This is a genomic window from Oryzifoliimicrobium ureilyticum, assembly GCF_037199735.1.
GTDB lineage: Bacteria > Pseudomonadota > Alphaproteobacteria > Rhizobiales > Rhizobiaceae > Rhizobium > Rhizobium ureilyticus.
The window spans coordinates 1-26,385 of record NZ_JBBBVQ010000014.1 but is presented as its reverse complement, the minus strand read 5'-3'; the positions used below and the strand labels follow the sequence as shown (position 1 = coordinate 26,385).

Genomic DNA, 26,385 nt, shown 5'->3' with positions numbered 1-26,385 from the left:
GATAAAATTTATCCATGATTCTGATCGCCGTCAACATGCAAATTTTGAACGATGTGTTCCAGAAATTGAAGTTCTCGGCATTAATGCGGCTTTGGCATGCTGCCACCCGCTCGTGCGCATCCACGCTTCTTCAAAAAGACCTCTCCGCCGCCTCGAGCCGTCTGTTTGTGATGCATCCCCATCATTGCCACAATGGTAGAGAAGTGGTTGGGCTCCGCGAACCGAGCAGCGACATCTCTACCAGAGCAGCGGCCGACCTAAGGTGGGAAGAGATAAGACATGAGCAGCCTCGACGTTAGCCTCGCCCTCGCCGACTGGAGCGATCTCCCCGATTTCAAGAAGGAGCTCCAGGAAGCTTTTGCCATTGCTGTCGTTGAAGAATTTGGCGATCTCCCAGATGGTCCCATTCCTTCAGATGAAGATCTCAACGAGGCGATCAACGCTCCCAATGCCGTTGCACTTCGTATTCTTCATGAGGGCAGGACGGTTGGCGGGGCAGTGGTTACCATCGATGAAGACACCCATCGCAACACCCTCGATCTCTTTTTCTTAAAGGTTGGAGAACAAGGGCATGGACTTGGTCTGAAGGCTTGGCTTGCAATCGAGGCGCGCTATCCGCAGACCGTCACGTGGCAAACGCACACGCCGTATTTTGAGAAGAGAAACATCCACTTTTATGTCAATAAATGCGGTTTCAAAATCGTTGCGTTCTTCCATGCCAAACATTCCGACCCGAGCCGTCGGCGTCCAAGCGATCTGCCTGACGATGACGGATTTCTATTCGAGAAGGTCATGCGATAACGACGAAGGTTATCATGATATCAGCGCATAGCCCTTTTTGCTGGCGCAGGCTGTGGTTTTTAACCCCAGCCGCTCCGACTCGATCCAAGTTTCACAGCTTGGCAAAACCAACATCCGTAACGAAAACCCGCCTCGACATACCGCACGCGCATCTGCGCGCCGTGCGCCATCAGGCTGTCATCACCCAACCGCGAAACGAGAACGCAGCGTAGAAAAGCGCAGGCTCGCTGAAGCCCGCCTGTCGGAAACACGCTTCTTCCTGGGAAACGGAAAGAAGTGGAAGTCGCTCTGCCATCATATGGGCTGATGTTTTGGCCTGTTGGTAATCCGGGTTTGTGTCGCCGGCAAATGCTGCAGAGCCAGTCAGCCATCGCTCCGCCTGCCCATCGACAGCCACATGATGGGCCGCAACGAAAACAGCCCCTGGCTTCAGACGCTCTCTGATCGCCTGCAGGGTTTGTACTCGTTCCTGCCTTTCCAAAAAGTGCAGTGTCAGCAGACACACCGCTCCATCGAATGGACCCGCAGGCGCATCGCAAGCCGTACCGAGAACGAAATCCGTTCGTTCTGCGTAGGCGGAGGTCATCTGGCGAGCCATGTCCAGCATGGCGGGTGAAGGATCGACGCCGAGAAGGCGCCAATTCGGCCGCGCTTCGGCCAATGCCTTCATTTCCAAACCGCCACCCGCTCCGACAACGAGCACGTCCGCAGCAGCGGGCGCCCGTTCATCCAGAAGCAACGTCGTCATTCTGTGAAGGTCTGAGAGACCCGGCACTTTTCGGGGGGTGTCTCGAACATAGGTGCTTGCGGAATCCGCGCTCAGGAAGGGGTTGCGTGCGTCGCTCATTATCGACCATTTCATGTATCAGATGACGCTGCATAACATGGTATCGCCTCACGTATCAACATGTGCTACAAAACGTCCAGGCAAGGCGGATTGAATGCTTCGAGGCGATGAATGAACTTGGATACAAGACTGTCAGACGTCCTTCATATCCTTCTGCATCTGGCCCGGGCGACAGAGCCGCTCACCTCCGAGGTCCTTGCCCGGAGCATGGGCACCAACCCGGCGGTGTTCAGAAGGACCATGGCGGGCTTGCGTCGGGCAGGCCACGTAAGATCGGACAAAGGGCATGGCGGTGGTTGGCAGTTGGCGCGACCCATCGAAGAGATCACGTTGCTGAGCGTTTATGAGGCATTGGATCGACCGACGCTTTTCGCCATTGGCTCTCGCAGCCGCAACTCAGGTTGCAAGGTAGACGAGGCCGTGAAAGCAACACTTTCGGAGACCATGTTGCGCGCGCAAAGCCTGATTTTGGAGCGTTTTGAGAAGGTGACGCTCGATCAGTTGATGCCCTCGTAACCGCTCTACTCCCAGCCAGACAAAGGCTTACCGCGCACAAGAAGCAAAACAGATCTTGCCCAGAACGACGTTCGCACAGCGAACGACCGAAAGCTGCGGAGATTGATGTTAGCGGCGGCCTAACCGGTCCCAAAGTAATTTCAAGCGCATGCCATAGCTCGAAATAAAGGCCCCTGCGCTGAGGCAGGGGCCATCAAGGGATCATATCACCATCCCTGCTCGACAGGCAGCACGAAAAGCTCGGCAACATCGACATGCGTCGGAGCCTGAGCGGCAAAGACGATCGTGTCACCAATATCCTCTCCCTGGAGGAAGGTCATTTGGCCGGAGAGCTCGTCCATCTGGTTTCGATAAACAGGATCCGTAATATGATCATAGAGCTCCGTGGCGACGGCGCCTGGCTGGATGCACGTCACCCGAATATTGTGTTTCGGCCCGACCTCCATGCGCAGGCCGTCTGAGAAGGCAGCGACGGCATGTTTCGTGGCGCAATAGACCGAGAGCCCTTTAAAGACCTTGCGCCCTGCGATCGACGACATGTTGAAGACATGCCCAGAATGCTGCTTGATCATCTGCGGAAGGACCGCTGCGGTCGTATTGAGCAATCCCTTCACATTGACATCCAACATCTTGTGCCACTCATCCACCTTGAATTGATCGATATCCGAAAGCGGCATCAAGCCGGCATTATTGACCAGAATGTCGATAGCGCCATGGGTCTCGATAAGCTTCTTCACACCGGTATCGATCGACGCCTGATCGACGACATCCATTTCAAGGACAAGAGCTTCACTGCCAACCGCTTCGACCTTATCTTTCACGGCATTGAGTTTCTCGGTGCGACGCGCGGCAATGCCGACTTTGGCGCCTGCCTCCGCAAGCTTGAGGGCCGTTGCGGCGCCGATACCGCTAGATGCACCAGTGACGAGAGCTATTTTTCCATTCAGGTTCGTCATTGTCTTCACTCCTAATTGGTGAGCCCGTAAGGGCGGTTTGTCGTGTTGACATCCTGGATTTAGGATTGAAGCGGAGCGGTTCTTTCGGGCTTTTGCTCGGCCTGTCGGGCTTTTGCTGGAATCGACCGAAAACGGTTTAGAGATCTCAACCTCTGCGTCGCAGATGCAGGAAAGGCCATCAAATTTCGGCGCTGAGATCGGAAGCCTCGACAGGAAAGAGACCTAGAATGCAGATCGCACCGAGCGGCGGTCCCTCAAAGGGTCGCCAGATCGTGCAGCCTTTCAACGTGGCAATCGGAGAAGTTTGTCTCTTCTATTCGCCTGTCCTGCGGTAGTGACTTGGCAGGAGCCCGGTCTCTCGCCTGAACACCTGAGAAAAGTGGCTCGGGCTTGAGTAACCAACGGCAATACCCACGCGGATGATGCTGAGATCGGTTTCCTGCAAAAGCTGCTGCGCACGTACCATGCGCTGACGTATAAAATAGCGAGACGGCGAAACCCCAGTGGCCTTTTTAAACAAGCGGCTGAAGTGAAACGCGCTCATGCCCACATCTTGGGCCAACCCATTCAGATCGAATGGTTCGGCCAAATGCTCGTCGAGATGAGCGATTGCGCGCCGTAGCTTGTATCCTGGCAGTGCCGCTTGCCGGTTGCCTGCGCCGTCGCTCACGGCGTAGTTCCGGATCAAATGGACGGCAAGGCTTTGCGCAAGCCCTTCGAGATACAACTTTGCTCCCTCACCTTCCGCCACGAGCTCTTGATGGATGAGAGCCATGAAGTGAGCCAGTCTTTGATCCTGCGCACCGGAAATATCTCGGAGCCGAGGTTTAGCCTCACATCCAAGAATACCCGAACCCACCCGTTCGAAAAGTGGGACTGAAAGGTAAAGATGCATTACCTGGAACGGCTCAGATCCGGTTGCGCGCCATTGCATCTCATAGGGCCGGTCTGTCTGAGTGAGAAAAAAGTCGCCAGTCTTCACATGCGCGGCGAGCCATTCTCCGCCAATATCCCGCTCCTCAACCAAGGCCTCGCCGGACATGACCCAGACGATGAGTGGCTCTGCGACAGCTGGTACCAGAAAGGGTTCCTGGTTCTCATGGCGCGTAGAGATCTGCACAAAGAGGTCGCTCCATGCCGGACTATCCCCGCTCAACAGCGGTCGCCCTGCTATGAACTGCTCTAGCGCACGGGACGACGTACGATCGGGAACAGAAGACTTCTTGGTGGACCGGAGCCGATCATTAGCGGACGTGCCAAAGCGCTCATCTGAATGCACCGAAACCACTGTCTCCATCATGACCAGTATCCTTCGTATCGGCGAACCGCCGGCTTTCCCTATTGCGGGCCGTCGGTTCCGTCAGGCTGTCATCCACGCCGTTTGAGAAATAAGCACGCGTCATCGCTTTGGCAGGTTTGGTCCCCCGTTTGTCCCATCGCGCACATCCTTTACCAAATCCACGAAGCGGCGCAGTTTTGCTGGGATATTGCGCCGTCCGGGATAGTAAAGACATAGTCCGGGATAAGGCGGCGTCCAATCGTTCAGGACCTGCTCCAGCCGTCCGGCGGCAACATCGTCCGCCACCTGCCATTCGTTGAGGTAAGCGAGTCCAACGCCTTCGCGCGCCGCCCGCAGAATTAGGTCGCTGTCGTCAAGCGTGAGCTTTCCCGGGACATCAAGGGCAAAGCTCTCCCCCCGCCGCTCGAACTCCCAACGATAGATCGCACCGCTCGCCATCCGAGCACGGATGCAGTCGTGCTTTTCTAGATCCGCTGGCAAGTTCGGCCTTCCATAGCGATCGAGATAATCGATAGAGCCGACGATGGCAGGCCGTATGCTGTCACCAATCGGGATGACGATCATATCAGGCGGGACAGCCTCGCGAATTCTGATTCCGGCGTCAAAGCCCTTCGCGTTGATGTCGACCAAGGCGCTTTCTGTAACCACCTCTACCGCCATTTTAGGGTTTCGGCGCATATATTCCAAAATCAGCGGCGTCAGGATCATGCGCGTTGCGCCGACGGATGTGTTGATGCGCAGCGTCCCGGTTGCTTCCGCTCGATGCTCGTCAACGTGCTCGACGGCATTTCTAATCGCCTCCAGTGCTGGGCCAACACTCGCCACGAACTCTTCACCAGCCGCTGAAAGCACCACACTGCGTGTAGAGCGATTAAACAACCTGACGCCCATACGCGTCTCCAGCGCAGCAATCTGCTGACTTAGTGATGAGGAAGGAATGCCCAACTCCCGGGCGGCGGCCCGAAATCCGCCCTTGGCGGAAACGGCAAGGACAGCCTCAAGTTCGGCAAGCGAGCCACGCATCATTGTCCGTAATCCCCTATCAGTCTGAGCGCCTTTGCTTAGCTTATCAAGACGGCAGGCCAAGGCCAAATATGCCTTCGCTATACCGCGAAGGAGTTTGAAATGCGGACCATCGACAAGATCTATATCGACGGCGAGTTCGTCACCCCAAAGGGCGCGGAGACCGCCGACCTTTACAACCCTTCAACAGAGGAAAAGATTGGAAGGGTGAGGCTTGGGAATAGGGAGGATGCGCATGACGCTATCGCTGCCGCCAAGCGCGCATTCCCTGCCTTTTCAACCACGACCAAAGCCGAGCGCATCGTCATGCTGAAGCGTTTGTACAGCGCAGTTTCCGCGCGCCTTTCTGATCTTACTGAGGCGATGGCCCTCGAATATGGTGCACCGCAAGCCTTTACACGCTTTGCCATTCCCAATGCCGCCTCGAGCTTTCTCAGCATGGCGAAGGTTCTGGAAGAGTATGACTTCGAGCGCTTCCTCGGCCGCGCACGAGTAGTCATGCAGCCGGTCGGAGTGGCTGCTGCCATTACGCCCTGGAACAGCAATATAGGCTTCATCACTTCAAAGCTTTCCACCGCCATCGCCGCAGGCTCAACCATTGTCATTAAGCCGAGCGAGATGAGCGCCATACAGACGCAGGTGCTCGCCGAATGCCTGCATGAAGCAGATCTCCCGAAAGGCGTGTTCAATATCGTCAACGGGTTAGGTCAGGTCGTCGGCGCCGAACTCACCCAGCATCCCGATATCGCCAAAATAACCTTCACGGGTTCCACATCGGTCGGTCGGGAAATCCTGCGCAATGCAGCCGACAGTTTCAAACGCGTCACGCTGGAGCTTGGTGGTAAGGGCCCGAACATCATTCTCAACGACGCCGATCTGGATAAGACCATCCCTGCCGTTTTAAGAATGGGCCTCATCAACAGCGGTCAGGCCTGTATTGCCGGAACCCGTATCCTGGTGCCCAATCACTGGCACGACGAGGTCCTGGCGAGGCTCAAGCAGGAAATTGAGACCTTCAAAGTCGGGGCGCCCGGCGATCCTGATGTCGTGATAGGCCCCATGGTCAGCCGCAAGCAGTATGAGCGCGTGCAATCTTACATTCAACTGGGACTGCAGGAAGGGGCGGCGCTAGCGGCGGGCGGTCCGGGACGGCCCGATGGACTAGGTCGTGGCTGGTTCGCGAAGCCGACCATATTCACCAATGTTGGCAACCAAATGCGGATTGCACGCGAGGAAATTTTTGGTCCCGTCCTGTCGGTGATCGGCTACCACGACGATGAAGAGGCCATTTCCATCGCAAATGATACGCTATACGGGCTCCAAGCCTATCTCCACGGCACCGACACCGCGCGGATGCAGGCACTGGCGGATCGGCTAGACAGCGGCCGTGTCGTCATCAATGGAGCTCCTCATGAGCCTCTTGCTCCCTTTGGCGGGTTCAAGCAATCGGGCATCGGCCGCGAGTATGGCGCCTTTGGCCTCGAAGCTTTCCTGGAGGCGAAGGCGATCATCAGTTAACGATCAAGACACTGATGGCCAATTATCGTTCATCATAACGGAGCGCAGCCGCCTCGACCTTGCTGCCGTTGGCGGCTGCCCAAGCACACAGAGCTTCGAAAGGCTCTCGGAGCGAATGTCCGAGTGGCGTGATCGCATATTCCACGCCGACAGGCTGCGTTGGCAGAACAGTTCTCGTTACGAGGCCATTCCTCTCGAGCCTCTTTAACGCGTCAGCCAAGGCCTTGTGCGTGATCCCGTCGAGACGTCGCTTGATTTCGTTGAAGCGCGAAGGTTTGGGACAGATGACCGTCAGGATCAGGATCGTCCACTTGTCGGCGATTTTGTCGAGCACCGGGCGAACTCGCGCCATGTCTGCGAGGGCGGACTGAGACAGTGCTTCCAGGTCGGTATACTCGTTCATATCTAGTCTACTTCGGGTGCGTAATTGATACCAGATATCTAACGTATATCATAGCGAGACCATCACTTGAAAGGAATTACGATGGCTCAAATGAGTAATAAGGTCGCCCTCATCGTCGGGGGCGCCAAGGGTATCGGCTTGGCAATTGCAGAGCGGCTTTCCGCCGAAGGCGCGAAGGTCTTCATCACCAGTCGCAGACGCGAAGATGCCGAGAAGGCGGCCAATGGCATTGGCAATGAAGCGATCGGCATCGCGGCCGATGCCAGTGTCCCGGAAGATTTGGTGGATGCGGTCAGAACGGTGCAAAAGGCTAGCGGCCGCATCGACGCGCTTGTGTTGAATGCAGGCCTTTCTGAACCAGCGCAGATCGCCGACATAACGCCTGAGCACTTCGACCGCCACTTTGACGTCAACGTTCGCGGAATGGTTTTCGGACTGCAGGCAGCACTGCCTGCAATGATCGCTGGTGGCTCTGTCGTCCTCATCGGATCCATCGCCGATAGCGCTGGATACGCTTCGTACGGAACCTATGCCGCCACCAAAGCGGCCGTACGCTCCTATGCCCGAACCTGGACAGCAGAACTCGCGTCGCAAAACATCCGCGTCAATGTCGTTGCACCTGGCCCTACGGATACGGAAATGATGGCTGCGGTGGACGAGGACATGCGTGCGGCACTGATCGCTCCAATTCCGATGGGGCGGATGGCGCGGCCGTCGGAAGTAGCTGCGGCGGCTTTGTTCTTATTGAGCGATGAGGCGAGCTATATTGCAGGCGCCGAATTATGCGTCGATGGGGGCTTGCGACAGGTTTAAGTTTTTGTCCAACGCGATACCCGATCACGATCACGATCAGGACAGGCACGGCGCTTCTGCATTGTTGCACCAGAACGCTCCGCTTTCTGACAGCCTCGGTCTGCCTGGCTGCCAGCGGGCTAATCAGACCACTAAGCCCTGACCAGTATCGTATTCTGCAGGGTGTACCTGCGAACGAAAAACCCCCGAAGTTGATATCCAACTTTCGGGGGTCCGTTCGTAGTGCCTGGCATTCCAAGGAGTGTCGGGCGGCGTTCAAGCTTATCACGCGACCCTTGAAACCGAGGATTAGCCCTTGAAGAGCGTGAGGATGCTCTGCGCAGACGAGTTGGCAATCGACAGGGACTGGACTGCCAACTGCTGCTGCGTCTGCAGCGCGGTGAGCTTGGAGGACTCTTCTTCCATGTTGGCGTCGACAAGACGGCCGATACCGGAATCGATGGAGTCGCTCAGCTTCGACACGAAACTTGTCTGGATGTCTACGCGCTTTTGAAGCGAGCCGAGTTGCGATCCCAAGGTGGTCATGTTCTTGAGAGCCGATTCGACATCGGTCATCAGGTTATCAATATCGCCCTGGGTCGTTGTTGCGCCAATCGTGAAGGCAAACAGCGACTTGCCTGACTTGACACCAGCAGTACCCAAGATGCCGCCGGAAGTCGTGCCGTTGAAGAGCGTATTCGATGAGGTCAAATTGTAGTCGGTCGTCTTGACGCTGACGGTGCCGTTCGTTGCGCGAACAAACGACGAGACAACACTCACCGTACCGCCAGAGTTGTTGACCCAGTTTTCTCCGTTGAACGAGGCAGACTGCGCAACGCTGTAAAGCTGCTGCTGGAGCTGCGTAATTTCATCCTGAAGCTTATTCTTGTCGACGCCTTTTTCAGAGGCAGCTACTAGCTTGGCCTTAATTTCCCCGACAACGTCGATGGCGCTATCGACTGCGGTATAGGCCGTATCGATCTTTGCTGCGCCAACGCCAAGAGCGTCAGAAACGGCAGAAAGAGCTTTATTGTCAGATTTCATCGTCGTCGCGATGGACCAGTAAGCTGCGTTGTCCGCAGCCTTGCCAACGCGCAAGCCAGAAGAAACCGCAGCTTGGGTCTCTTTCATGTTGCTATTGACTGTCCGCAGGGACTGCAAAGCGGCCATTGCAGAAGTGTTCGTTAAGATGCTCGTCATCGAAATTGACCCATTTTTCTAGCAAGTTCATACGGAGGGACATTCCGGAAATCTTCCGGGACGATGATCAGCATCATGCCTGTCGAGCACCATTTCTATTGGACTCAACTCACCGCTTCGTTGCCTCCCAAAAGACCGAAATATGGTTAATGAATGCTGAACTCTTCGAAGAAAGACGATAAATATTATTTACCTTCGTTAAGCCGCGTATAGAGCCAAGCCTAACGATGTCATGCGGAGCTACCAGATGTGCGTATGCTACTTCAGCTTGCATCGAAAGAGCGACCGATTGTTGGCGGCGATCGCTGTAGGCCATTCGAGTGCCAATCGCTTTCCCGTTTGCGTCTAAGCTATCATACATCAGCAAGTACATCAGAGCTCCGCGCATACGACTACGCGCCTCGCCCCGCTTCAAGACCTCTCAGCGCTGCTAGACGTCGGCTTTTTGGGCGCTTCCACCACGTGAAGCTGGTGATTGGGCTGCTAAAAATAATGCGCCTGCTCGAAATAGCGCCGTCCACCTGCACTGCTCGACGCTTGCGCAGATGGCTCGAGAACCATGGGAGACGGCGTTAAGAGGCTGCCGAAGTTTCCGCGCGAGAAGCAGCACAAGGGCGTAGGCGACAAGGTTTGAAACACAACTATCGGTAAAATCGGCTTGTCATATCTGAACCGAGGGATCGACAATTAGCGATTGAGTATGAGGCGAGGTGCGGCGTTCACAGCCGCAGGACTTTCGATCCTGTAATTGCCCCAACAACATCAGGATCATGCATTCCCGAGTAACAATTCGATTCATTAAGAAGAAAATGCGATAGGGCCAACCTCATCGGCAGGCCTACACATGGCACAGAGTGACGAGCCACATCTTCATGCGGCTGCCTTTCCATCGCTCTCTGACCTATTGTTCCTGCAAGAAGCGCTCCGTCAGACGTGCCCACATGGCTGCGCCTACGGTCAGGCTGCCATCGGCAAAATCATAGTTCGGGCTGTGCAAAATTGCGGAGGAGACACCATTACCGAGGCGCAGGAAGCTGCCAGGCTTGTGCTCAAGGTAATAGGCAAAATCCTCGCTGCCTGGAATGAGCGGGCAAAGAGAGACCTTGTCGGGCCCGATCAACTCTTCTGCAACGGTACGGGCAAAATCGGTTTCGACTTCGGAATTGACGACGACCGGATAGCCATGATCGTAGTGGATGTCGATTGTGGCGTCGTAACCATCTGCGATGGCCTGCGCCAGCTTCACGATCCGCTGTTCCAGGAGAGCGCGCACCTTCGGTTCGAAACTGCGAACGCTGAGCGCGAGATTTGCATATTCCGGAATCACGTTGACAGCTTCGCCGGCATGGATCGTCCCAACGGTCACGACCGCCGTCTGCGTGGGATCGACGTTGCGGGAAACGATTGTCTGGAGAGCAACGACGAGGTTACAGGCCACCACCACGGGGTCAATGGTCAGATGCGGACGCGAAGCGTGGCCGCCCTTGCCCTTGATCGTGATGTTGACCGTATCGGACGAGGCCATGATAGGCCCTGCCCTATAAAGGATCGTACCTTCCGGCGCGCCGGGATGATTGTGCAGACCGAAGATCGCATCCATGGGAAAACGCTCGAAGAGGCCCTCAGCAATCATTTTCTGGGCACCGCTCGGCCGGCCGTTTTCTTCCGCCGGCTGAAAGATCAAAACGACCGTCCCATCAAAATGGCGCGTCCGCGCAAGATATTCGGCAGCGCCAAGCAATACCGTTGTGTGTCCATCATGACCACAGGCATGCATCTTGCCGGGCATCTTGCTGGCGTAGGGCAGCCCCGTCGCTTCCTCGATGGGCAGAGCGTCCATGTCGGCGCGGATGCCGATACTCTTCGTTCCTTTTCCGTTTTTCAGCAACGCCACGACACCATGCCCGCCGACATTCCTTGTGACGGTATAACCCCAGCCCTCCAGCTTTTCAGCGACGAAGCGGGCGGTTTCCGCCTCCTCCAGGGAAAGCTCCGGATGGGCATGCAGATAATGGCGCGTTTGCTTGAGCTCTGCCTCCATGGCGTCGAAATCGGAGACGCGTGCAAATTGATTGTCGTTCAACATAAAAATCTTCCGGCCTGTCGGGAAAGGAGCGCCAGCCAGGGGACTGGCGATGAGATGGCAAATGGGCGTTTCCGCTATAGAAAGCGCGATAGGAATGCCTTGGTGCGAGGATGTTGCGGGTTGCCGATGACGTCCTCCGGCTTCCCCATTTCGACGATATGGCCGCCGTCCATGAAGACCACCCTGTCGGCTGCCTCCTTCGCGAAGCCTATCTCATGTGTAACGACAATCATTGTCAGACCTTGTTTGGCAAGATCACGCATGGTGGCGAGAACTTCCCCGACGAGTTCCGGATCGAGCGCCGATGTGGGTTCATCGAAAAGCATCAGCTTTGGCCGGATGGCGAGTGCACGAGCGATGGCAACGCGCTGCTGTTGCCCGCCGGAAAGCTGGCGTGGATAGTTCTGAGCCTTTTCGGAAAGTCCAACGCGCTCCAGAAGCCGAACAGCATTGGCGGTCGCCTCCTCGCGGCTTTCTCCGTGCACGCCGATCGGGGCCTCGATGATGTTCTGGAGCACCGTCATGTGCGGGTACAGATTGAATTGTTGGAAGACCATACCGATCTTGCGTCGCTGCCGCGCGAGCCCGTTGGGCGACAGCTTTTCAAGACGTCCCTTGCGAAGCTTGTAGCCGATCTGATCGCCGTCCACCTGAATGTAGCCCTTTTGGATCGCTTCCAGATGATTGATACAGCGCAAGAAGGTTGACTTGCCGGAACCGGACGGCCCGAGGATCACGACCACTTCGCCTGGCATCACATCCAGATCGATACCTCTCAGCACTTCCAGCTGATCGAATGACTTGTGAACATTGCGCGCCTCGACGAGCGGCTTGGCCTGACTGGAAGCGTTCAATGGCTTGCCTCCTCGGTGAGGGCAACCGTCTTGGGTGCTGCGCCGCTATTGCGCCGGTCACTGCGGCCATAATAGGCTTCGATATAACTTTGACCGATGTTCAGCACGGTGGTGATTACAAGGTACCAGATGACGGCCACGAGCAGCATCGGGATGATTTCGAAGGTTCGGTTGTAGATCGACTGCACCGAATAGAGGAGGTCTGCCATCGCAATGACGCTGACCAGCGAGGTAGCCTTGATCATGCTGATCAACTGATTGCCCGTTGGTGGCACGATGGACCGCATGGCCTGAGGGATGATAATGCGCCAAAGAGCTCGCGCCCGTGTCATGCCAAAGGCCTGCGCGGTTTCTGCCTGCCCCCGGTCGACGGATAAAAGTCCGCCGCGGATAATTTCGGCCATATAAGCCGCCTCATTGAGAGCGAGGCCGACAATTGCTGCGGTCATTGGCGTGATGACGGAGTTCGTGTCCCAACTGATGAGCGTGGGGCCGAAAGGAACGGCGATCGACAGCTGTGGAAAGAGGGTTGACATGTTGTACCAGAAGATCAGCTGCACAAGCAGCGGCGTGCCTCGAAAGAACCAGATGAACAGCGAGGCAAACGAGCTGGCGAGCCTGTCCGAAGACATGCGCGCAATTGCGATGATCAGGCCGAAGGCGATACCGAGAATCATACCGATCACCGTCAACCCGAGACTGACGGAAAGACCGCTCATGACGACCGGATCGAAGAGATATTGAGCAACGACCGGCCAGCCGAAGTTCTCGTTCTTGGCGACGATGAAGGCAAAATCCGCCACGACAAAGATAATGGCAATCCAAAGAACCAACCGGCCGGTGCGAAACGGGGCGTGCGCCGTCGAGACATCGCGAAAATCGTGTTCCCCCGGGTGCGTTGTCATGGATGGTGTGCGATCACTCATTTTGGCAGCTGGCCCCCGAGATTGATGCCTGCCTGCTTGAGCATATTGTTCTCAAGACCCCACTTCTTCATGACGGCCGCATAGGTCCCATTGTCCATCAATACTTGAATGGCATCTCTCAGCAGTGGCCCGAAGTCCGATCCCTTCTGGACGACGGCACCTTGATAGAGATCCTCGAAGCCGTTTTTCTGGCCAACGCCCGTCAGCTCCAACTGGCCATTGGCTTGTGACACGAAATAGGTGAGCGGCGCCTGGGAGGAGAAAAACGCATCGGCGCGCTTGGAGCGTACCGCCAAGATGGAGCTCGGCTGATCTGTATACGACTGGATCTCGATGGGTTTCTTGCCATCTGTCTTGCACTTTTCCGCCTGCACCTGAATGACACGCTCGGCCGAGCCGCCTGACATCACCGCGATGCGATTGCCGCAGGCTGTGTCCAAGGACGTGATCGCTTTCGGATTGTCTTTTTGAACAGCAAAGACGACGAATTCCTGAACCCAATCGACAAAATCGCTCGCTTCTTCACGGCTCTTGAAGTCCCCGACAGGGCCGATGGCGAATTGATAACGATCGGAATTAATTCCCGTCAGCTCCGCTGGCAGGCCGCCGACGGTAACGTGCTGAATTTCAATCCCAAGAAGCTGGCCAATGGCATTGGCCAAATCCTCGCTCGCACCTTCCATCTTCGTTCCGGTCACGATCTCATAGGGAGGGAACGATCCGTTATTGACCGAAATCATTTTTCCTTCGGTACGAATTTTTTCCGGTAGGCGCGCGCGAAGCTCGTTGTTAACCGTCTGCTTGGGAATAGCAGCACCATCTGCAAAGGCACTGCCAGCAAGCAGCAAAGTGAATGAGGCGAGCGATGCGGTTAGTTTGGTTTTCATGAACTGTTCCCTTTATTTTTGCCCTATGTTGTCAGAGGGCTTGATCAGTTGGAGGCGGTCTGCCGCGGAAAGAGTTCCTGTGGGGTCAGACGCCGCGTTAGAATCTGCTGCTCATAGAGTTCGTCGGCGAAATCGCTGATCATTCGCTCGTTTGCCGCAAAACCGCTGATGTTCCAGTTTGCCGGCAGGTCCGCCGCACAGCGACGCAATTCATCGATCATCCAGGGTGTCGTGTCGGCATATTTTTCACGCTTTTCCAGCCAGACACGCTGGGACTCGTCGATCAGGGCACTAACCTCATCCATGATCCATGGATGCTCTTCAACAAACGCCGCCTTGAAGCCAATGAGATGCATGCCAGGCACATATCCGACCTCATTGAAATACGCGACTTCGGAGGCGCGGTAATCATCCAGCAGTGGCCGCAGCTTTGAATCATGATCGAAGAAGCCCTTGGGCATGAAGGGCGTAAAGACGGCATCGAGCCCGCCATCCATCAAAAGGTCGACCATGGGCCGCTCTCCTGGAGCAGCCTCGATACGCCCGGGGCGACCGAACCCGTCGAGGCGATCCGTGATAGGATGCGCTTCCGTGAGGCGGCCTGCATACCAATTTGCATCCTCGACCCCGACACCCTCGCGGCGCAGCGCAGCACGCGTCCAGGTGTTACCGGAATCCCGCCAGCCCGTAACGCCAATCTTCTTGCCTGCGAGATCAGCAAAGGTTCGCAGCGGGCTTTGCTTCGTGGTAATGACACAGCGGTGACGAAAGCCACGCATGATGAAGTTTGGGATGCCGACGACACTCTCATCGCCATCATGACGCAGTTGCGCATAGCGGCTGAAGGACATCTCGGCGGCATCATGCGCATCGTCACGCGCTATATTTGGAACAAGCGTGCCGACCCGGTCCACTTCTATCTCGAGCCGAGAAGAGGCAACGTCGCCCAAAACGAGAGGCGTCATGTAGTCCCAGTCACGGAGGGCAAGGCGAAGTTTCAGCGGCATGTCAGTACCCACAATCAAGATCAATAGATCGGAGGTTAAATGTTCATTTTCGCATAAACAAATGTTATTACGTTATTGAACATTTAAGAGTGCAATTAAAATGAGCGAAATTCCGACTGCGCGCTGGCTTGCTGAAAAATTGACCAACAGGACCCAACGCGGCATTGCGCTGGAGACAAGCGCTCTGGTGCGCGCGAGCATCTTGCCGGTTGGCACGCGCCTGCCCGCCATTCGCGATCTCGCGTATGAGCTCGGCGTAAGCCCAGCCACGATCTCGGAGGCCTGGAGCGACCTGCGGCGCCAAAAGATCATTTCGGGTCGTGGACGCAATGGAACCTGGGTCAGCGGGGAGCGGTTTGTGGCGAAGCCAGAGCGACTTGCCAGCTCAGGAAACTATGCCAGCGGGGTGCTCGATCTTTCCATGGCCGTCCCGGACGTCAGTCTTTTGCCATCGTTGGAGCGGGCATTGGCGCACGGGGCAAAGGTCGGTGACTTGAACAGCTACGAAAGAAGCCGCATCGTACCCGAACTTCGGGATGCGGTTATGGACACATGGCCATATGCACCGGAAGCCTTTCTTGCCACCAACGGCGGCTACAATGCTGTTTATACGACAGTGCATGCCCTGTTGATGCCTGACTCGGTGGTTGCGATTGAACATCCGACGGCGATGCGCCTCCTCGATATTCTGGAGGACTTGGGTGTGAGGCTCGTACCAGTCCTGTCGGATGCAGAAGGACCGACACCGCAGTCCCTAGGCGAGGCACTCAAGGAGCGGCCTTCAGCTTTTCTCTTCCAACCGCGCCTGCACTCCGTCACTGGACAGACTGTCAGCGCGGCACGGATAGAGGCATTGGGACAGATCCTTGCAAACAGCGATGCATTGATCATAGAGGATGATGGGATCGGCGATATCTCGGCCGAAAGACCCGCCTCTCTCGGTGCACGCTTTCCGGACAGAACAATCCGCATCCTGTCCTATTCAAAGACGCTTGGGCCGGATCTTCGACTGGCCGTCGTATCCAGTTCTTCTGCAATCATCGAGCAGATCCAATCATACCGAGCCTTCAGCGCCGGCTGGACCAGCCGGATACTGCAAGCGGCGACGGCCTGGCTCCTTAAAGATCCGGCAACAGGGGACAAGATCACGCAGGCGCGTGAGATTTATCAGCAACGACGCGATCGATTGGCCTTCGAACTCTCTGAGCGGGGTGTTCAAACCTGGCCCGGCAGCGGCCTCTGTTTATGGGTTCCAGTCCAGTCAGAACCCTTCGCAATGGTGACACTCGCTGCTCGGAACATTGCTGTGGTTCCCGGGAGCAAGTTCTCGATTTTGCCGAGCCAACATCTGCGCGTTGCAACCAGCAACTTGAGCGAACGCTGCGTGGAGGCAGCCGAGGCCATTGCATTGGCTCACAGGCTGTAGCAACGCGATATGGCGTTGATTCGGGCCGCGACAGACCGCATCACCCATTCCCTCAGAAGCTCACCTTTTCATGAGGCGGCGGGCGGGCGCGGTCGATAGCCGCGTCTTCGTTTTTTTCGCAGGAGATCAAGGAAAAGCTCCACGGCTTCCTCCTCACGCGCGAAGTGATGCACCATCATCTGCCCATTGAACCCGATCCGTCCCCACTTCCTGAACAGGCAGACATCACCAAACAGGCTAGGCTCAATCGACATGGCGTAGTAGCGCGCCATGTTCTTTGCTGCATCCGTGCGTTCGACATAAAGACTGTATGGTTGGGTGATCATATGATCAGAATCGTCGACGACGAGTCCGACGTCCAACGACAGTTTTGAATCAGTCGGCGAGGATCGATTCACGTCGGTGATGATTGCGAAGGGTCGGGTGTTTTTAACCAAATTGGCGGGAGGCGCAGACGTTTCTAAAGGCGTGGCTGATCTTGCTTTAGATCAGCGGTTACCTCTGCAGCACCGATTAACTGCGGGCCGTCTGGTCACTCCTCGATCCCACATGAGCGAACCCGAACGAGAAAGCGTAAAAGCAACGCAAGAAACGTTTTTCCCGCCCGAGGATTTCCACTGCGCCAGTTCTGCTAAAACGAGTCTCAATCAGCAAGCTTGAAACGTTCGATCCATCGTTTTGTCTCGTCCAGGCTTTCCAGGGGATGCGGCGCATGGATGTAAGGCAGTTTGGCGCTGAAATCCTTGAAGATGAGCGGATCAAGTAACTGAGCGATCTTTTGGTACGGGCCGGGGATATGACCGCGATCTCTATCGCCCGTTTTCGGGTAGGGCCCGGCCTGCAAGATGACACCGCCGTCGTAGCGGTGAACCGGAATATCATCTCCCAACGTGGCGCAGACGTGACCCACCCGCCCAGTTCTTCGACAAAATCGTCGTCGATGGCCGTCAACCAGTTGATGGTGCGAATGTATCGCCTGTCTGTCCGGCGGACACTGCTGCTCCATCGACTGGAGTACGGCAGGTCGAGTCCCGGAAAACGTTTCAGCAAAGGAAATGCTGCGCGAACATCGCCATCCTTTGGCTGTCCTTCCTCTAAAATAAGACTGAACCCGGCGGTTCCATGGGAAACCTTCAAAAGGCTGCACCACTGCTGCATCAACCGGATATAGCGGTCCGTTCCATCGCTGGTCTGAAACCAGTCCGCAGGATAATAGGCATTGATGCGGGAGTATCGTTTACGCTGCGGTGACGCGATGGCGCAGAAGAAGTAGGGCGTTGCGGCGTCGATGTCCTGGCCTCCGTCAAAGCCGTAAAGGGTGGTATCGAAACCTTCTTCATCGTCGACCTTGACGGTTTCGGCGAGCCTCAGAAAGTAATCAACCCAGTCGACGCCGGCGATCCTCTTCAAGCGAGCAGATTCCCGCGGATGATAATGCGTGATCCTGTCTCCAAGAGATCGCTGATAGTCGCTGGCCAGCTTCACCATCGATTGACGGATTTCCAGCGTCCAACCCTGCTCGCAATAAAGCTCAATTGAATGCCCAATCAGAATATCCGCACCGACCCCCTTAGCCTCGGCTAATGCCGAAAGAAGGTCTTCATCATCAAAAGATCGAAAGTTTGCTTTTGTCATTTTATAAAGCTGTTATGTGCCTTGTGAGCTGCAAAGATCCTTCGAACAATGTTAAACGTCTGTGTGCACGACCGATAGCGTTGACAGGCTCTGATCGTAGGCCACACCGCTATAGAGGCGGCTGTGGCGTATGATTAAGCGTGGTGACATGGAAAAACAAATGTCCGCTAGCACTAGTTTACGATGTCAAAGTTTGTTGCCGTGCAAACCGCATTATCTGGCTGCTTCTCGAAAGTTGGGAGATCCACCTGCAGAAAGAACACGCGGATCGCGGTTACTGATAGGGTCTCTATAAGTGGGACAGGCGCCGGTCTTGGGCAAAAAAGTCAGCATGCCTGTTCTTGAAAAACTCTGCAGCATTTTTCAGTTTATAAACCTTGAGGAGGCCAGAGCCCGGAAATCCAACCGGAGGAAAAATGTTCTTCAGCCGTTCAACGGTCAAATGACCTCTTATATTGCTAAATGAGATTTCGGCGCCGTGAATCCTCATGTTTCCGATAATGCGCTGAACCTTGTCCGACTCCGGTTCCGCTACAATTTGCCTCGGCTCGACCTGCGCAAAGGAGAGGCTGGAGTAGCTGAGTATGGACAAGATGACTAGGACGTAGCGAGTATGCATTCTGTCCTCCAAATGCTCTAACCAATGTTCTGACAGGTCCTTATCAATATCCTGCGACTCTTCCCCGAAGATCTAAAGTGACGAAGGGGATTAATTGAACCTCCCTCGACGCTATTTCCGCAGGCCCAAGGAGACGTTTGATGAGATCAGAAATGCGATCGCGAGCGGTCGGCTGCATGCTGGGTCAACTGGCAGGGGATGCCCTTGGCTCCCTTGTTGAGTTTGAGACGACGGAACGAATCCGGCGGCAATATCCAGATGGCGTTCGAGAAATGCATGATGGAGGCACTTGGAACACCATTGCCGGCCAACCGACAGATGATTCCGAAATGGCTCTGGCACTCGCCAGATGCCTGTTATCCGAAGGTGGGTACCATCAGCGAGTTGCCCGAAAAGCTTATGAGGATTGGCTCGCGTCGAACCCCTTCGATGTGGGCCTTACGGTCATGAGTGGCATCCGCGGAGAAGCGAACCACGAAAGCCAGGCAAATGGCGCATTGATGCGCGTTTCACCAATAGGCATCTTGGGTGCCACCCGGAACCTGGCATTGGTCGGAAGCTGGGCGGAGGAGGATGCTATGATCACGCACCCGAACCCAATCTGCCTCCAGATCAATAACTTATTCGCCAGAGCCCTTGCTTACGCGATTGCTCAGGGCCCCTCCCCTGCCGAGGTTTATGAGGCGCTTGTGATCTGGACCCAAGAGTTGAATGTCGCAATGATTGTGCGTGATGCGTTGAATGCAGCCAGAACTTTGCCCCCTGTAGACTTTCAGCACCAGCAGGGTTGGGTGATGATTGCCTTCCAGAACGCTGTTTTCCAACTGCTGCACGCGCCATCTCTCGAAGATGGTTTGGTCAACACGATCTCCAGAGGAGGCGACACCGACACCAATGCAGCGATCGCGGGAGCGCTTCTCGGCGCCGTCTACGGAGACGAACATGTGCCGACGCGATGGCGAGAGACGCTCCTTGCCTGCAGGCCCGAGGTCGGTGATCCGAAAGTGGCACGCCCGCGGCCTGAAATCTATTGGCCGATCGACGCCGTTGCGTTGGCAAAAGATCTCTTGGGAGATTTGGCGGGCACCCCGCAGGACTAGTTAGCGCAACCTCGTATAAACAAGACGATTGTCGCCTGCATTCTGCAGATACGGATATTCAGGTGACACAGTAAAATTCACACCAGCCTTTTTCAGAAATTCGATGTCTTTGTTGATCTCCACTGCCCTGCCCACCAAAAAATTCGAAAAATCTCCGGTTTGAATATAATTTCTCGCCTGAAGGAAGTTTATTCCTTTTATTTTCGACACGGCTCGCACATGTGCCGCATCGTTTACAACATCCGTCAAGGACACAATATAAACTTGAGGGTCGAAAGTGAACGATCGATGGTTTGTCCTCACGACACTCCAACCACAAAATTGGCAGCGTACGCCTGTCACGCTTCCGTTTTCGAACTGTTCGAGCATGTGATGACATTGGGGGCAATCCCCGCAAGTGGCGGTCATTGATGTGATCCTGGCGACGCATACGCGTTCCGCATATATCGGGTATCCGTGATCAGATAGAACCATTTCGTCAAACGGGCTGGCACTCAAGGCTGGCTATCTATGAGCCCATTTTGGCAGCGTGACGCTCATGCCGAGAAGCGACAGGTCTTCGAAACACGCCGTGCGAAGGGATCGTAGCGAGGCAGCCATTCCTCGCCCTTCAGAGCTCTCACGACAACACCACGACAAATCTCGCTGTGGAACGAGACTTTGCCGCATCCTTCCGGGTGTGGCGCATCATGGCTCCGCGCCTGCAACGAAAGCGCGCGCTTATCAAAGATAAGCGCTGTCATCGCCATTGATGTTCCGATCGCCTGATGTCAGGCGGGCCTACCGCTTCGCGCCTTGCGATGGTCCAGCCCAACATCAAGTAGCCGTTCTGAAGGCCGTCAGAGATTGCGCATGTGAAGATCCAGGAGATCCTCGTAACAGGATTGGTTTGCGGCCAGCACCGGATGCCCTTGCAGGAATGCCTCTCCCGTTCCTGGAAAATCGAGCGTTTGACCGCCAGCTTCACGCACGAGGCAGAAGCCTGCCATGCAGTCCCAGGCGCGCATATGAGGCTCGTAATACCCGACCAGCCTTCCGGCAGCGACATAGGCCAGCATCAATGCGCCCGAACCATTGCGGATGAAGTTGCCGCCACGTTGCATGAGACCGGCGATAATAGCGCCGACGCGTTCGGGGGTCACATAGCTGTTGCAGCCGATGCCGGTCATCGCGTTCTGCAGGTTGCGGGAAGGATCGAGGTGAAGCGACTCGCCGTCGAGCGTTGCACCGAAGCCTCGCGCCGCGGCGAAGAGTTCATTCGAGCAGGGCGCATGAATGACACCAACGACCGGTTCACCGTCATGCATGATGGCGACGGACACACACCATGTCGGCATCCCGTTGACGAACGGCGCCGTCCCGTCGATGGGATCGACGACCCATGTGAAGCCGGAGGTGCCTTCGCCAAAGCCGAACTCTTCTCCTAAAAACCCGTCTTCGGGATATACCTCGGCCACGCGATCTCTCAGGAACGTTTCGACGTTTCGGTCGGCAATGGAAACGACGTCCTGCAGGTCGCGCTTTGTTTCGATCACCAGCGTATCGCGCCGATTGAAGTAATCGAGCGCCATAGCTCCTGCTTCTGCCGCGAGCCTCTTGGCCAGCGCGAACCGCGCCGCAAGCTCCGTGTCAGTCATTGTCATGGTCTTTCATCCTTATGCCTGCAATAAATCGTCAGCCGCTGATCACGGCGATGCCGCGGTTCTTGAACCCCAATGAGACGTCACTCAGCGCGGTATGAGCGTGATCGACGTCATGATCAATAACGAAGAGCGTTCCCAGATCGGTCTCGACCTCATACTCCACATGACCGCCGAGATAAGCCGAGTGCAAGACGCGTCCCTTCAAGCCTTCTGCACTGGGTGCTCCGATCCGGATGGCTCCTGGTCGTACGGCAAGCTTGGCCGGGCCTCGGCCTGCCTGGGATCGCAAGCGATGCTCGACATTGCTCACCCGCACCAGCACCTCGCCGCCATCGGATTGGATGACTTCACATGGAAGCACATTTGCCTCTCCCATGAAGTCTGCAATGAAGGGCGAGGCTGGCGTTTCGTAAAGTTCCCGCGGTGCGCCCGACTGGGCGATCTCTCCGTCCTTCATCACGATAATGCGGTCGGAAACGGCGAGCGCCTCGTCCTGGTCGTGTGTGACATAGACGGCAGTAAACCCAAGACGCTGCTGGAGCTCGCGGATTTCGGTACGCACCCTACGCCGCAACCGCGCGTCGAGATTGGACAGAGGCTCGTCAAGCAGAAGCACCTGCGGTTCGAGAACGAGAGCGCGAGCAACGGCGACACGCTGCTGTTGGCCACCCGAAAGTTCGGCGGGTAGGCGATGGCCCATACCCGCGAGACCGACAAGCTTAAGCCCGTCCTCGGCTTTCTCCCGCGCCTCCTTCTTGCCAAGACCAGACGACTGCAAGCCGTAGGCGACATTTTCAAGTGAGGTCATATGCGGAAATAATGCATAGGACTGGAAGACCATTGAGACGTCGCGTTCATTGGCAGGCAACATCGTCACATCCTTGCCGCCGATCAGAATCTTTCCGGAAGTCGGATGCTCAAGGCCGGCAAGCATACGCAGCGTCGTCGTCTTTCCGCAGCCGGAAGGCCCGAGCAACGTCACGAGTGTACCGGGTTCGATAGTAAGTGAAAGGTCATGGATCGCGGTGAAAGCACCGAAGACTTTGCGAACATTCTGGAAGGTGACGGACCCGGCTTTGACGGTGATCATGCAATTTTCTCCTGACCAAGAGGAATAGGACGAGCATCGCCGAGCCCGGCAATGCGGTTTTCGCGACGCAACTTGCGCTCGCCGACAAGAAGCTGAAAGCCGCCGATGACCGCGATCATCACGACGATCAGCATCGACGAATAGGCGATGGCCACGCCATATTCCCCATTTTCGACGAGGCCGACGATGTAGGACGTCGCCATGTTGTGCTCAGCGCTGACGAGGAAGATCACAGCGCTGATCGAGGTGATGGCGCGCACGAAGGAATAAACGAGTGCTGCTGTGATCGCAGGCCTCAGCAGAGGAAGAATGATCTTCCGCACGGTTCTAAAGCTGTTTGCCCGCAGCGTCAGCGAAGCTTCATCCAGGCTCTTGTCGAGCTGGCTCATCGCCGCGATCCCACCGCGCACGCCTACCGGCATGTTACGGAAGACGAAGCAGGCAATGAGGATCAGCGCCGAACCGGTCATCTCAAGCGGTGGCAGGTTGAACGCCATCACATAGCTGACCCCGATGACGGTTCCAGGTATGGCAAAGCTCATCATCAAGGCAAATTCGAAAAGATTTCGACCAGCAAATTTCTGGCGCACGATGATGTAGGCGGTCAAAAGTCCGACGGCAGCCGTCAAGGGGGCCGATATCAGAGAAATCTCCATGGTCGTCCAGAAGGAATTCCACGCAACGCCCGTCCAGGCGACCGAACCATTTTGAATGCTCACGGAAAAGGCGCGCGCGTAGTGATCAAGGGTCAGCGTATTATCCAGACCCCATGTGGTCACGAAGCCGCCAAACAGGATCATGCCATAGACAACGACGGTGAAGATCATCCAAGGAATGACGATGGCATGGACGCCGATCGAAAGGCCTCTTGGCAAGGCGATGTGGGCACCGCTGTCTCCTTTGCCCGTGACAGTCGCGAAGTTCTTACCCGACAACCAGAGGCGCTGTGCCAAAAAAGCCGAAAGTGTGAAGAACAACAGGACCAAGGCCAGGGCAGCGGCCCGTGACGGATCATTCTGCGAGCCGACGACGGCGAAGAAGACCTCGGTTGAGAGCACGCCATTGCTGCCGCCGAGGACCAGAGGGTTACCGAAGTCCGCCATGCTCTCGATGAAGCCGATCAGGAAGGCGTTGGCGAGGCCTGGTTTCATGAGAGGCAGAGAGACGCGCCAGAAGGTCCGCCAGCGGTTGGCCCTCAGCGTTTGCGAGGCCTCTTCCATCGACGGGCTTACACCTTCGACAACCCCGATCAGGACAAGGAAGGAGATCGGTGTAAAGGACAGGACCTGTGCAATCCAGATGCCGGAAAGACCATAGAGCCAGCGGCCGGGCTCCACCCCGAAGAGATTGGAGAGTGTTGCGGTAGCCACACCGGCGCGACCGAAGAGCAGCACGAGGGCAAGGCCGATGACAAACGGCGGCGTGATGATCGGCAGGACGGTCAGAAGCCGCAGGCCCTTCTTGAATGGAAAGCGCGTCCGCGTTGCCACCAGCGCAAAGGCAAGGCCGAGCATTGTCGAGGCAGAGGCGGTCATGATGGCAAGCGTGAAAGTGCGCCAAGCAACGCCACAGCGTCCTACACCGACCAGACAGCTCAGGCTCCAGATGCCTGGATCCTGGAGATTTCGGAAGAAGCCATCAGGCTTGAAGGACCCATCGACATCCTGAACAGCCGCCACCAGCATGCTGCCGATTGGATAAAAGACGAAAACGAAGACCAGAAACACAAGCAGTGAAATAGACCCGACAACGAAAGCGTCGCCTTTCATGACGCCGCGCTCGACGAGACCGAAAGCAAACATCAGTACAAAGAGGATGGCGATCGTCACAGCGCCTGCGCCCATGGATGGCTGCCCGTCGGAAAGCGCGCCGAAAAGAGTTTCGCTGATCGCCCAGCTCCAACCGGAAAACCCGATGGCAAGTCCTTGAAGACATAGATAGACGAGCCCCCCGACCCCAGCGGCTGCAAAGAGGGTGCCACGACGCATCGGATCGGCGACGAAACGTGCAGCAACCCCAAGGGCGAAGAAGAAGACGACACCGATGAGCCAGAGGCGATCATAGGCAAAGAGCTGCAGAATTCCGGGCGCCGCCTCCTTGGTGAAGGGATATTTGCCGAGCCAGCCAAGACCGAAGAAGCCGGACTCCAGTCTGTACCAGGGAAGCAAAATGAAGGACGCCGCCGCGGTGGCCAGCAACAGGTCCAGTCTGCGGTTGCCATGTCTCATGGTCGACCTCATTGGTGGGTTCGAAAGATGAAAGAGGCCGGCAGTCGACAGACCGCCAGCCCAAGGTCGCACAGATCAGTTAGCGGTCGCGCCGATCTCGCGATCCCAACGCTCAAGCAATTCCTTGCGCTTGGCCGGCTCGCCGTAGGTCTTGAAGTCGTAGTTGATGAGCTTAATATCCTCGAACCGTGGCGCTTCCTTCGGTATTTCGGCGCTCTTGTTCGACGGAAGCTGGAAAGACTTGGCGTCCTTCATACGGGACTGCACCTCAGGTTTCAGTGCCCAGTCGTACCAGATTTTGGCATTTTCCATGTTTCGAGCGCCCTTGACGATCGACATAGAGCCGATTTCATAGCCAGTGCCTTCACAAGGGGCGATCGACTTGACGGGAAAGCCTTCGGCCGTCTGTGCAACAGCGTCGTGCATGAAGACAATGCCGAGGCCGGTCTCACCGCGGGCAGCCGCCTTTACGGGTGCAGAGCCGGACTTCGTGTACTGCGAAACGTTCGCGTTCAGGGCCTTCAGATACTCAAAAGCTTTGTCTTCGCCCATGATCTGAACGAGCGAGGCGAGTGCCGTATAGGCGGTCCCGGATGAGTTGGGATTGGCGATCTGGATCTCGCCTTTCAACTCCGGCGAAAGCAGGTCTGCCCAACAGACCGGTTCTTTATATCCTTTTTTCTTGAAGATCTCGGTGTTGTATCCCCAACCCAGCGCGCCAGCATAGACACCCACCGTCCTATAGTCGGAGCTTTCGGCCTGACGCTTCGCCCAGTCCTGCAGTTGGTCGAGCATCGGCGACTTGTATTCGGCTGTCAGCTTTTCGGACGCTGCCTGCAAATGAGGATCGCCCGTTCCTGCCCACCAGACATCGGTTTTCGGATTGCGCGCCTCAGCGCGGATTTTGGCATAGGCCTCGCCTGAGGACATGCGCACCATATTGACCTTGATGTCATGGGTTTTTTCGAAGTCACCCTTCATCTGCTCGCAAATCACAACGTCAGCGGCACAGATGAGGTTGAGTTCACCGGCCGCGAGCGCCGAACCTGCACTCAAACCGGTTGTGGCAAGAAAGAGAGTGGAAAGAACTGTCAGTCGCATGGGTATCCTCCAATGAAAGAACACAAGGGGCAAAACACCAGCATTTGCGGGAATTTCCTTGGGTTCGGTTATGTTTTGACCGGCGTTTGCGCCGATCGGCTAAATCTCTTCCGTCCGCAGGACGGAGTTGTCCTTCGGTTCTTGAACCAATCTCCAATGCGTGACCTGATGCCTTGGCTTCGGTCACAGAGTGACGTTCGGCTCCCGGCTTCCCATTCTCCTTCAAGAGCGCAGCCCAGTTCTACCGAGCTCGCTAATTTACCATCAGGACAGCCGGGATTTCGTTGACAATGCCTCTTCCTCACTATTGGCGTCACGCCGCTCATAAGGTCGCTGGTCCCGCAGGATCTGGAAGGCGATCGTCAAAAGCTTGCGCGCAATGGCAACACGCGCCTTGTTTACTCCTCTGATCTTCAGATGTTCGTAC

The 26,385-nt window shown here is 56.1% G+C and carries 25 protein-coding genes and 1 pseudogene; 6 read left to right on the top strand and 20 right to left on the bottom strand.

Annotation, left to right across the window (positions count from 1 at the left end; translation table 11 throughout):
• The first annotated feature begins 279 nt into the window (after positions 1 to 279).
• Entirely contained in the window at positions 280 to 801 is a 522-nt protein-coding gene (locus VQ830_RS18315) for a GNAT family N-acetyltransferase (RefSeq protein ID WP_337269595.1), read from the top strand.
• Between the two features lie 169 nt (positions 802 to 970).
• On the opposite strand, the gene VQ830_RS18310 is transcribed toward VQ830_RS18315, so the two are convergent.
• A complete protein-coding gene (locus VQ830_RS18310) occupies positions 971 to 1,648 on the bottom strand; it encodes a class I SAM-dependent methyltransferase (protein WP_337269594.1) in 678 nt (225 codons plus the stop codon).
• Positions 1,649 to 1,759: 111 nt separating this feature from the next.
• Here VQ830_RS18310 and VQ830_RS18305 point away from each other — a divergent pair, with 111 nt between their 5' ends.
• The gene (locus VQ830_RS18305; RefSeq protein WP_337269593.1) at positions 1,760 to 2,164 is read left to right on the top strand and encodes an Rrf2 family transcriptional regulator; all 405 of its coding nucleotides are present in this window, start codon (positions 1,760 to 1,762) and stop codon (positions 2,162 to 2,164) included.
• A 206-nt stretch (positions 2,165 to 2,370) separates the two neighbouring features.
• Here VQ830_RS18305 and VQ830_RS18300 read toward each other — a convergent pair whose 3' ends face one another.
• From VQ830_RS18300 to VQ830_RS18290, 3 genes are all read right to left on the bottom strand, one after another.
• Positions 2,371 to 3,120 (bottom strand): SDR family oxidoreductase, encoded by a 750-nt coding sequence (locus tag VQ830_RS18300; RefSeq protein ID WP_337269592.1) that lies wholly within the window; start codon positions 3,118 to 3,120, stop codon positions 2,371 to 2,373.
• 313 nt (positions 3,121 to 3,433) lie between these two features.
• Entirely contained in the window at positions 3,434 to 4,420 is a 987-nt protein-coding gene (locus tag VQ830_RS18295) for a helix-turn-helix domain-containing protein (protein ID WP_337269591.1), read from the bottom strand.
• A gap of 99 nt (positions 4,421 to 4,519) precedes the next feature.
• Positions 4,520 to 5,443, bottom strand: coding sequence for a LysR family transcriptional regulator (locus tag VQ830_RS18290; RefSeq protein ID WP_337269719.1), 924 nt, complete (start codon positions 5,441 to 5,443; stop codon positions 4,520 to 4,522).
• Between the two features lie 102 nt (positions 5,444 to 5,545).
• Here VQ830_RS18290 and VQ830_RS18285 point away from each other — a divergent pair, with 102 nt between their 5' ends.
• Entirely contained in the window at positions 5,546 to 6,961 is a 1,416-nt protein-coding gene (locus VQ830_RS18285; protein WP_337269590.1) for an aldehyde dehydrogenase family protein, read from the top strand.
• Positions 6,962 to 6,983: 22 nt separating this feature from the next.
• Here the strand turns inward: VQ830_RS18285 and VQ830_RS18280 are convergent, their stop codons facing one another.
• Complete coding sequence (locus VQ830_RS18280; protein WP_337269589.1) at positions 6,984 to 7,364, bottom strand: winged helix-turn-helix transcriptional regulator; 381 nt, start codon at positions 7,362 to 7,364, stop codon at positions 6,984 to 6,986.
• A gap of 81 nt (positions 7,365 to 7,445) precedes the next feature.
• Here VQ830_RS18280 and VQ830_RS18275 point away from each other — a divergent pair, with 81 nt between their 5' ends.
• A complete protein-coding gene (locus tag VQ830_RS18275) occupies positions 7,446 to 8,177 on the top strand; it encodes an SDR family NAD(P)-dependent oxidoreductase (RefSeq protein ID WP_337269588.1) in 732 nt (243 codons plus the stop codon).
• Between the two features lie 288 nt (positions 8,178 to 8,465).
• Here the strand turns inward: VQ830_RS18275 and VQ830_RS18270 are convergent, their stop codons facing one another.
• From VQ830_RS18270 to VQ830_RS18245, 6 genes are all read right to left on the bottom strand, one after another.
• Positions 8,466 to 9,356 carry a flagellin N-terminal helical domain-containing protein gene (locus VQ830_RS18270; protein WP_337269587.1) on the bottom strand — a complete coding sequence of 297 codons (891 nt, stop codon included), beginning with the start codon at positions 9,354 to 9,356 and terminating at the stop codon, positions 8,466 to 8,468.
• 901 nt (positions 9,357 to 10,257) lie between these two features.
• Positions 10,258 to 11,442 carry a M20 aminoacylase family protein gene (locus VQ830_RS18265; protein WP_337269586.1) on the bottom strand — a complete coding sequence of 395 codons (1,185 nt, stop codon included), beginning with the start codon at positions 11,440 to 11,442 and terminating at the stop codon, positions 10,258 to 10,260.
• 74 nt (positions 11,443 to 11,516) lie between these two features.
• Positions 11,517 to 12,296 (bottom strand): amino acid ABC transporter ATP-binding protein, encoded by a 780-nt coding sequence (locus VQ830_RS18260; RefSeq protein ID WP_337269585.1) that lies wholly within the window; start codon positions 12,294 to 12,296, stop codon positions 11,517 to 11,519.
• On the bottom strand, positions 12,293 to 13,222 hold the full coding sequence (locus VQ830_RS18255) for an amino acid ABC transporter permease (protein ID WP_337269584.1): 930 nt from the start codon (positions 13,220 to 13,222) through the stop codon (positions 12,293 to 12,295). The genes VQ830_RS18260 and VQ830_RS18255 overlap by 4 nt, the downstream gene beginning before the upstream one ends.
• Positions 13,219 to 14,109, bottom strand: coding sequence for an ABC transporter substrate-binding protein (locus VQ830_RS18250; RefSeq protein WP_337269583.1), 891 nt, complete (start codon positions 14,107 to 14,109; stop codon positions 13,219 to 13,221). The genes VQ830_RS18255 and VQ830_RS18250 overlap by 4 nt, the downstream gene beginning before the upstream one ends.
• A gap of 44 nt (positions 14,110 to 14,153) precedes the next feature.
• Positions 14,154 to 15,116 carry a substrate-binding domain-containing protein gene (locus VQ830_RS18245; protein ID WP_337269582.1) on the bottom strand — a complete coding sequence of 321 codons (963 nt, stop codon included), beginning with the start codon at positions 15,114 to 15,116 and terminating at the stop codon, positions 14,154 to 14,156.
• Between the two features lie 100 nt (positions 15,117 to 15,216).
• Here VQ830_RS18245 and VQ830_RS18240 point away from each other — a divergent pair, with 100 nt between their 5' ends.
• On the top strand, positions 15,217 to 16,542 hold the full coding sequence (locus tag VQ830_RS18240) for an aminotransferase-like domain-containing protein (RefSeq protein WP_337269581.1): 1,326 nt from the start codon (positions 15,217 to 15,219) through the stop codon (positions 16,540 to 16,542).
• Positions 16,543 to 16,610: 68 nt separating this feature from the next.
• Here the strand turns inward: VQ830_RS18240 and VQ830_RS18235 are convergent, their stop codons facing one another.
• The 3 genes and pseudogenes from VQ830_RS18235 to VQ830_RS28820 form a co-directional block, all read right to left on the bottom strand.
• Positions 16,611 to 16,868, bottom strand: coding sequence for a WGR domain-containing protein (locus VQ830_RS18235; RefSeq protein ID WP_337269580.1), 258 nt, complete (start codon positions 16,866 to 16,868; stop codon positions 16,611 to 16,613).
• Positions 16,869 to 17,185: 317 nt separating this feature from the next.
• Positions 17,186 to 17,548 (bottom strand): type VI immunity family protein, encoded by a 363-nt coding sequence (locus tag VQ830_RS28825; RefSeq protein WP_438618226.1) that lies wholly within the window; start codon positions 17,546 to 17,548, stop codon positions 17,186 to 17,188.
• Positions 17,464 to 18,030: pseudogene (locus VQ830_RS28820) on the bottom strand (type VI immunity family protein); the annotation flags it as partial. The pseudogene VQ830_RS28820 and the gene VQ830_RS28825, both read right to left, overlap by 85 nt.
• A 906-nt stretch (positions 18,031 to 18,936) precedes the next feature.
• Here VQ830_RS28820 and VQ830_RS18225 point away from each other — a divergent pair.
• Complete coding sequence (locus VQ830_RS18225) at positions 18,937 to 19,896, top strand: ADP-ribosylglycohydrolase family protein (RefSeq protein ID WP_337269578.1); 960 nt, start codon at positions 18,937 to 18,939, stop codon at positions 19,894 to 19,896.
• On the opposite strand, the gene VQ830_RS18220 is transcribed toward VQ830_RS18225, so the two are convergent.
• The 6 genes from VQ830_RS18220 to VQ830_RS18195 form a co-directional block, all read right to left on the bottom strand.
• Positions 19,897 to 20,304, bottom strand: coding sequence for a hypothetical protein (locus VQ830_RS18220; protein ID WP_337269577.1), 408 nt, complete (start codon positions 20,302 to 20,304; stop codon positions 19,897 to 19,899).
• Between the two features lie 128 nt (positions 20,305 to 20,432).
• Complete coding sequence (locus VQ830_RS18215) at positions 20,433 to 20,639, bottom strand: hypothetical protein (protein ID WP_337269576.1); 207 nt, start codon at positions 20,637 to 20,639, stop codon at positions 20,433 to 20,435.
• A 96-nt stretch (positions 20,640 to 20,735) separates the two neighbouring features.
• A complete protein-coding gene (locus tag VQ830_RS18210) occupies positions 20,736 to 21,539 on the bottom strand; it encodes an inositol monophosphatase family protein (RefSeq protein WP_337269575.1) in 804 nt (267 codons plus the stop codon).
• 31 nt (positions 21,540 to 21,570) lie between these two features.
• Complete coding sequence (locus VQ830_RS18205; protein ID WP_337269574.1) at positions 21,571 to 22,629, bottom strand: ABC transporter ATP-binding protein; 1,059 nt, start codon at positions 22,627 to 22,629, stop codon at positions 21,571 to 21,573.
• Complete coding sequence (locus VQ830_RS18200; protein ID WP_337269573.1) at positions 22,626 to 24,857, bottom strand: ABC transporter permease; 2,232 nt, start codon at positions 24,855 to 24,857, stop codon at positions 22,626 to 22,628. Before VQ830_RS18200 ends, VQ830_RS18205 begins: the two co-directional genes overlap by 4 nt.
• Positions 24,858 to 24,932: 75 nt before the next feature.
• Positions 24,933 to 25,958, bottom strand: coding sequence for an ABC transporter substrate-binding protein (locus VQ830_RS18195; RefSeq protein WP_337269572.1), 1,026 nt, complete (start codon positions 25,956 to 25,958; stop codon positions 24,933 to 24,935).
• Positions 25,959 to 26,385: the final 427 nt, after the last annotated feature.